The sequence below is a fragment of the Lactiplantibacillus sp. 30.2.29 genome (assembly GCF_018991255.1).
GTDB classification, from domain to species: domain Bacteria; phylum Bacillota; class Bacilli; order Lactobacillales; family Lactobacillaceae; genus Lactiplantibacillus; species Lactiplantibacillus pentosus.
Genome location: NZ_JAGYGU010000063.1, coordinates 1 through 5,518, shown reverse-complemented (window position 1 = coordinate 5,518; position 5,518 = coordinate 1). Strand labels below are relative to the sequence as shown.

Sequence of the window (5,518 nt, the reverse complement as noted above, 5' to 3'; positions counted from 1 at the left end):
AGAGTAAAAAAGGAAAGTCGTTTGACGCCAAGTTAAAGCTTGACGGCCATAAATTAAGTTTTGATTTTGATTAGAACCTGCCTACCGCCCTGCACGTTGTTTCGGTTGGTGAACTCGTCATTTAGGTTTACTTTTCAAAAACCAAAAAGTGAACCTAACCAACGAGTGTAATTGTAAAAGAAGGAGGATATATCATGAAAAATGAACTGGAAGCATTAGCAAGCGAATTACCTATTTTGACGGATAAAAGCAGTTATAAGTACCTATCAGAAATTGCGGGTAATGGCAAATATATTCAAGTTGCGTGGCAAAAAAAGAATGCTGAATATTTAGCACTTTATGGCACACAATCTATCAAGTTACCCCAAATTGATAATTCTGTAGAGTTTGTAGACGCCGAGGAGGTTTAAATATGCCAACTAAAGAAGAATGGAAGAAACAACTTGTAGATAATGCAGAACAACAAATTTTGAACTTAACTGATAGTGACAAGTTCAAGAACTATCTTAATACTGTGGCAAAATTTCATCGTTATAGCGCTAGAAATATTGATTTAATCTACTCTCAAAACCCAGAAGCTACTCAAATAGCAGGTTTTAAACAATGGAAAAATGATTTTAACAGATCAGTTAATAAGGGAGAAAAAGGGATCAGGATTGCGGCCCCTATGATTAAAAAACTAACTCCAGAGGATCAGAAAAGGCTTGATACGACCAAAGAAAAAGCCATAGTTGGTTATCGCTATATTCCAGTATTTGACATATCACAGACAAGCGGCGAACCAGTCCTAAGTGCTAAAGATTTTGTCAAAGAAAATTTAGCGGATCATAAAAACGTTACTAATCTATACAACGAACTCAAAAATTATTTGAATAACAATACTGATATTAAAGTCAGTGAAAAGAGATTGTCAGAACTTGGTGGCGCTAAAGGCTATTTTCAACCCCGCACTAATGAAATCGTCATTGGTGGCGATGAGCCCGACAATGCTTTGAAACTAAAGACGTTATATCACGAATATGCGCATAGCCAGCTACACGGCCTAAAATCAGCCTTTAAAGATCGCCCGCGAGCCTATCAAGAAACGCAAGCCGAAGCGGTCGCATATGTTGCCATGCAAAATATTGGCGTTGATACCAGCAACTACTCACTCGGTTACGTGGCCACCTGGGCCAAAGATAAAGCCGTAATCCATAGCGCTTTAAGTGAGATCCAGCAAGTGAGCAACAAAGTGATTGAACTTAGCGATGGCTTAACCAAACAATTAGGCTTACAAGAAGCCCCAAAAGAGCCTGCGCATGATCTAAAAAAGCTATCAGCCCAGGATCTTAATAAGTCCTATCAAGGCTTGCAACAACAAGTTCAGCAAGCAACTAGTCCACAACAAAAAGCGCAATTAAAAAATCAGTTAAACGATGTGCACCAAGAAATTAGTGATCGAACTCAAAAACAACTGAAAGCATTTGCTGAAGAAAATCCGGAAATCAAACAACCTGATCCTGAATACGATCAAAGTCTGAAACGTTAGCCAGCTTTTAAAGGACATGCTATAATGGAAACAGAAAAGGAAGCCCCGCCGAAAACAGGACTTCCCACGCAAGCCGCTTCAAAGGCGGTGGCATTAGTTAAAAAATGATAGTTGAGTCACCCTGTAACCTAGCCAAAGTTACGCAGGGCGGCTTTTTTATTTGTTCCTTTTGTCGATGTATGTTAGCAACGCTAAAATAAACATTGCAAGCAGCAACATCAACGAGAGTGTCTGGAAGACGCTCATTGACTGTGAAACCTTCCTGAAGATTATTCCATGTTCCCATGGGCCTCACCTCGCAAGGGAAAAGACAGCCACCGCCCTTAAAACTTCCTGCTTAATCTATTATACAGAAACTTTGACGAGGAAACCAAATTTCATCTTAATATTGTTATCAACTGTTTCAGTGAAAGTTGCGCTTAATAAGGTATTTTTGTTTAATACTACGATCAAAGTTTAGCAGCAACTAAAAACAGCTTAAAATCTCTTTGTCGGTAGCAACCAGAGCTTATTTGTATAATTCTTTAAGCTTTTTTATTTAATTCAACTTTTAACAACTTCAAATATCTCTGCCAACCATTCTTTAGCAATTTTTTCTCTGTCGTTTTCATTTAATTCAACAATTCCCTGATTTTCTTCACCTGAAATGTCTTTTTGTAGTATAACTGCCATTTCAGCCTGTGTTAATTGGACGTAGGAAGCTAATGTTGATATAGAGTATGTGAAATTAATTGCGTTCCCTGAATTTGCTAGAATAACAGTCCTATTGCTTTTAGTTTTTAAAATTTTATACCCACCATTGTGTCCATAGTGGGGTAATTTGTTGATCATTTGACTATTTTTAAAAGTATCGTCCGCTGAAGTTACAGAAAAGCTATATAAAGTATGTTTCAAATCCAATTTTTTTAGTTGAAGAGTATCAATAGACTTCTCTCCATTAGCTATATACACAATATCAACGTCAATTAGCTCAGTATATATATCATTAGTTATTTGGTACCCATGGGCTAATGCGTTAGCTAATCGTATTGCCCTTTTATCAGCAACTATGACTATTGCACCACGTTTTCTTAAATTACCCGCTATACTGGAGCCAACTTTACCATAGCCAATAACTAGTACTTTCTTGCCTAAAAGCGTCGTTCCATAATCTGCTAAAAAGATTTCGGATTTGACTACAATCTCATGTCCAACCAAAAAATCTTCCTCAATTTTTAAAGAACTTCTTGCCACTGATAGTATTGGGACTGATATTGAATTATTGGACAGCTTATCTTCATACTTTTGGTAGCCATTTTCCGTATCCTCGATTATTTTAACCAATTGACCTTTAAACTGTTTCTGAATGTCACTTAATCTTGGTACAAAATACCCACCAATATCAATAATTGCAAACGTGTCCTGTCCGACAATTTCCTTTATCAAGTTAGGTGTATCAACGCCTGCTAATTCTTTCCTAGAAACATCTAATATTGTACAAGTCTTTGATAAATGTTTAAGGACTTTACGATCAATACTTTTGGGCTTGGGTATAAAGTACACTTCGTAGTGTTCACATAAATAGTCTATAAAATCCAAACTGTTAATCACGGCGTGCTCTACGACAAGGATTTTTTGGGGATCAGACTGCCCTTTATTAAAAAGCGCAGCGACTTTTTCGAAATACGATTTATCTAATAGATACTCATTATGTCTCATCTTTTACACCTGTTTCCATTTGGAATTCAGATAAGAAATCACGCATATACTTTGTTCGACGACTGGCTTCTTGCTTTCCCGTTCTGGTATTCATTGAACTTGCTAATTTCAGTAGCTTTTCATAAAAGTGATTGATGGTTGTACTTTTGTGATGGCGATAATCATCGTGTGTTTTGATTTCCTTCACTGATATTTTGGGATCGTATATTTCCTGTCCAGCGTGCCCGCCGTAAGCAAATGCACGTGCTATGCCGATTGCACCTAGTGCATCAAGTCTATCAGCGTCCTGAACACATTTACCTTCGTTAGAAAGCTGGTAATGGTGTTCAATGTTGTCAGAATATGACATATGTTGGATAATATCTAAAATGTCTTCTCTAGCCGGAGTTGCAATATTCTCATGGCTAAGTATAATTCGTACTTCTCTCAGTCTATTCTTTTTATCTGCAGTGACTTTTTCGTCTATGGTGTCATGCAAATAGCTAGCTGCTTTCACAACATACAGACCAATATCAGTTTCATCTTTTTTAAAATCTTCTGTATATATTTTCTGAGCTAACTTAGCCACTCTTTGGGCATGAAGAAAATCATGCCCAGTTGGATCAAAGGCCATATTTTCTTTAGAAAATGATTTTATATCATCTAAACTCATTACTCTTTATCTCCTTTAATTACTTTATTTCGTAAAGCTATCAAGCATAGAGAAATTGTGAATACGGCAACAAAAAACAAAATCAAGAAATTGATTGCTAACCCCCATTTTGTCCCTGAAATTACACTCCCTTGTTGTTTCTGCAATAAAGAAACAATAGAGGACGATATTGCAATTCCAACTGCTCCTGAATAAGCTTGAACCGTCATATAAATCGAATTACCATCATTTACTAACCCAGCAGGTAATTGAGACAAACTATAGGTCATGATGTTACTGTAGCTAAAGCTCAATCCCACCATAAAAAGCATATATATTAAAACCAGCCCGCCAATACTTGGTGTAAATAGGTTGGCGCCCAAAAAGGTCAGTCCAATGATTATACAGCCACTTATAATGGGTAAGCGGGGTGCAGTTTTATCGTAAATAATACCAGCAACCACCGATAGCACTGCATCAATCACAGCGGCAGGAGCAATTAGAAAACCTACCAAACCAGGTGACTGGGCAAAAAGTATTTGTAGCACATTAGGGATTAAGTATGACATACTCAAAGAACTGAATTGCAATAGAAAAAAAGCACTTAACAACTGCAAAAAGCGTTTGTTTTTAAAGAGACTTAATTCCAACAATTTATGGCTCTTATGCTTCTCATTAAGAAGGAAAAGTAAGCCACTAAAAAAAGCTGTTCCTAGTAAAAATAAATACAATTTAAAAGAGCTACTGTTAGCAGTCAAGTTAACAATAAACATCAACGTCGTTGTCAAAAAAATGGCCAAGAAAATGCCCCCACGGACATCAAAGGGAACGTAATGAACCGGTGAACTTTGTTCAATGCTAAGCTCACCAAGCAGCCAGGTAACCATAATAATTGGTATTAAAATTATAAATAAAAAATGCCAATTGAATGTGTCCTGAATTATGCCACCATATATGGGACCCACTGCTGGTGCAAAGGCAATAACTAAGCTACCTAGCCCCATAAAAGTGCCAACTTTTTTCTTTGGCACTTGATCTAGTATGACAGCAAACATCAACGGTAACGCGATTCCATCAGCAATGCCTTGACATAAGCGGCCTAGCAAAACTAAATTAAAGCTGTTGGAAAAGCTTGCAATCAACGTACCGACTAAAAAGCTTAAGCACGAAACTCTAAATAAAGTTACCACACGAAACCGTCTTAAAAAGAATGAACCCAATGGAATCAAACTAGTTGAGACTAGCATATAACCAGTAGTCAACCATTGAACTTGACTGATAGGTATAGAAAAATACGTTGTTAATTGTGGGAAGGTTATGTTTAACGCTGTTTCAACCACTATTCCTAAAAAGCTTAAAAGACCAATCGAAATTATTGCGCTCAATAGTTTGTTGTGTTTCTCTTGAACCAAGAATTGCACCTTCCAAACACTACATATAGTTTTTATTACATATTATACCACTATATATGGTTCTTAGGCCGTTGCTCCTACATATTTTCAAGAACGAACAATAGTTTCTCTAGCCTTTGAGAAACTACACTTAAAATAGTCGCAAGTCCGTTATAGCCATGCTATAATGTAAACAGAAAAAGGAAGCCCCGCTAGAACAGGGCTTCCCATGTAGAGCCGTTTAAGACGGTGGCAAAGTTTAATAATAGA

At 37.0% G+C, this 5,518-nt stretch carries 6 protein-coding genes; 2 read left to right on the top strand and 4 right to left on the bottom strand.

Going from position 1 to position 5,518, the window contains the following annotated elements; translation table 11 throughout:
* The first annotated feature begins 194 nt into the window (after positions 1–194).
* Both KGF65_RS16280 and KGF65_RS16275 read left to right on the top strand, forming a co-directional pair.
* Positions 195–410, top strand: coding sequence for a hypothetical protein (locus KGF65_RS16280; protein ID WP_014940860.1), 216 nt, complete (start codon positions 195–197; stop codon positions 408–410).
* A gap of 2 nt (positions 411–412) precedes the next feature.
* A complete protein-coding gene (locus KGF65_RS16275) occupies positions 413–1,528 on the top strand; it encodes an ArdC-like ssDNA-binding domain-containing protein (protein ID WP_216749002.1) in 1,116 nt (371 codons plus the stop codon).
* 156 nt (positions 1,529–1,684) lie between these two features.
* Here the strand turns inward: KGF65_RS16275 and KGF65_RS17355 are convergent, their stop codons facing one another.
* The 4 genes from KGF65_RS17355 to KGF65_RS16260 form a co-directional block, all read right to left on the bottom strand.
* Entirely contained in the window at positions 1,685–1,747 is a 63-nt protein-coding gene (locus KGF65_RS17355; protein WP_301554471.1) for a putative holin-like toxin, read from the bottom strand.
* A 324-nt stretch (positions 1,748–2,071) separates the two neighbouring features.
* Positions 2,072–3,226 carry an S-adenosyl-L-homocysteine hydrolase gene (locus KGF65_RS16270; RefSeq protein WP_053339310.1) on the bottom strand — a complete coding sequence of 385 codons (1,155 nt, stop codon included), beginning with the start codon at positions 3,224–3,226 and terminating at the stop codon, positions 2,072–2,074.
* Positions 3,216–3,878 carry an HD domain-containing protein gene (locus KGF65_RS16265; protein WP_014940864.1) on the bottom strand — a complete coding sequence of 221 codons (663 nt, stop codon included), beginning with the start codon at positions 3,876–3,878 and terminating at the stop codon, positions 3,216–3,218. The genes KGF65_RS16270 and KGF65_RS16265 overlap by 11 nt, the downstream gene beginning before the upstream one ends.
* Positions 3,878–5,269, bottom strand: a complete 1,392-nt coding sequence (locus KGF65_RS16260) for an MFS transporter (protein WP_041142890.1) — start codon at positions 5,267–5,269, stop codon at positions 3,878–3,880. The genes KGF65_RS16265 and KGF65_RS16260 overlap by 1 nt, the downstream gene beginning before the upstream one ends.
* Between the last annotated feature and the right edge of the window lie 249 nt (positions 5,270–5,518).

What these genes read in the sequence shown, in the direction of transcription:
- KGF65_RS16280 (WP_014940860.1), top strand. Translation starts at nt 195, where the DNA reads ATGAAAAATGAACTGGAAGCATTAGCAAGCGAATTACCTATTTTGACG.
- KGF65_RS16275 (WP_216749002.1), top strand. Translation starts at nt 413, where the DNA reads ATGCCAACTAAAGAAGAATGGAAGAAACAACTTGTAGATAATGCAGAA.
- KGF65_RS16270 (WP_053339310.1), bottom strand. Translation starts at nt 3,226, where the DNA reads ATGAGACATAATGAGTATCTATTAGATAAATCGTATTTCGAAAAAGTC.
- KGF65_RS16265 (WP_014940864.1), bottom strand. Translation starts at nt 3,878, where the DNA reads ATGAGTTTAGATGATATAAAATCATTTTCTAAAGAAAATATGGCCTTT.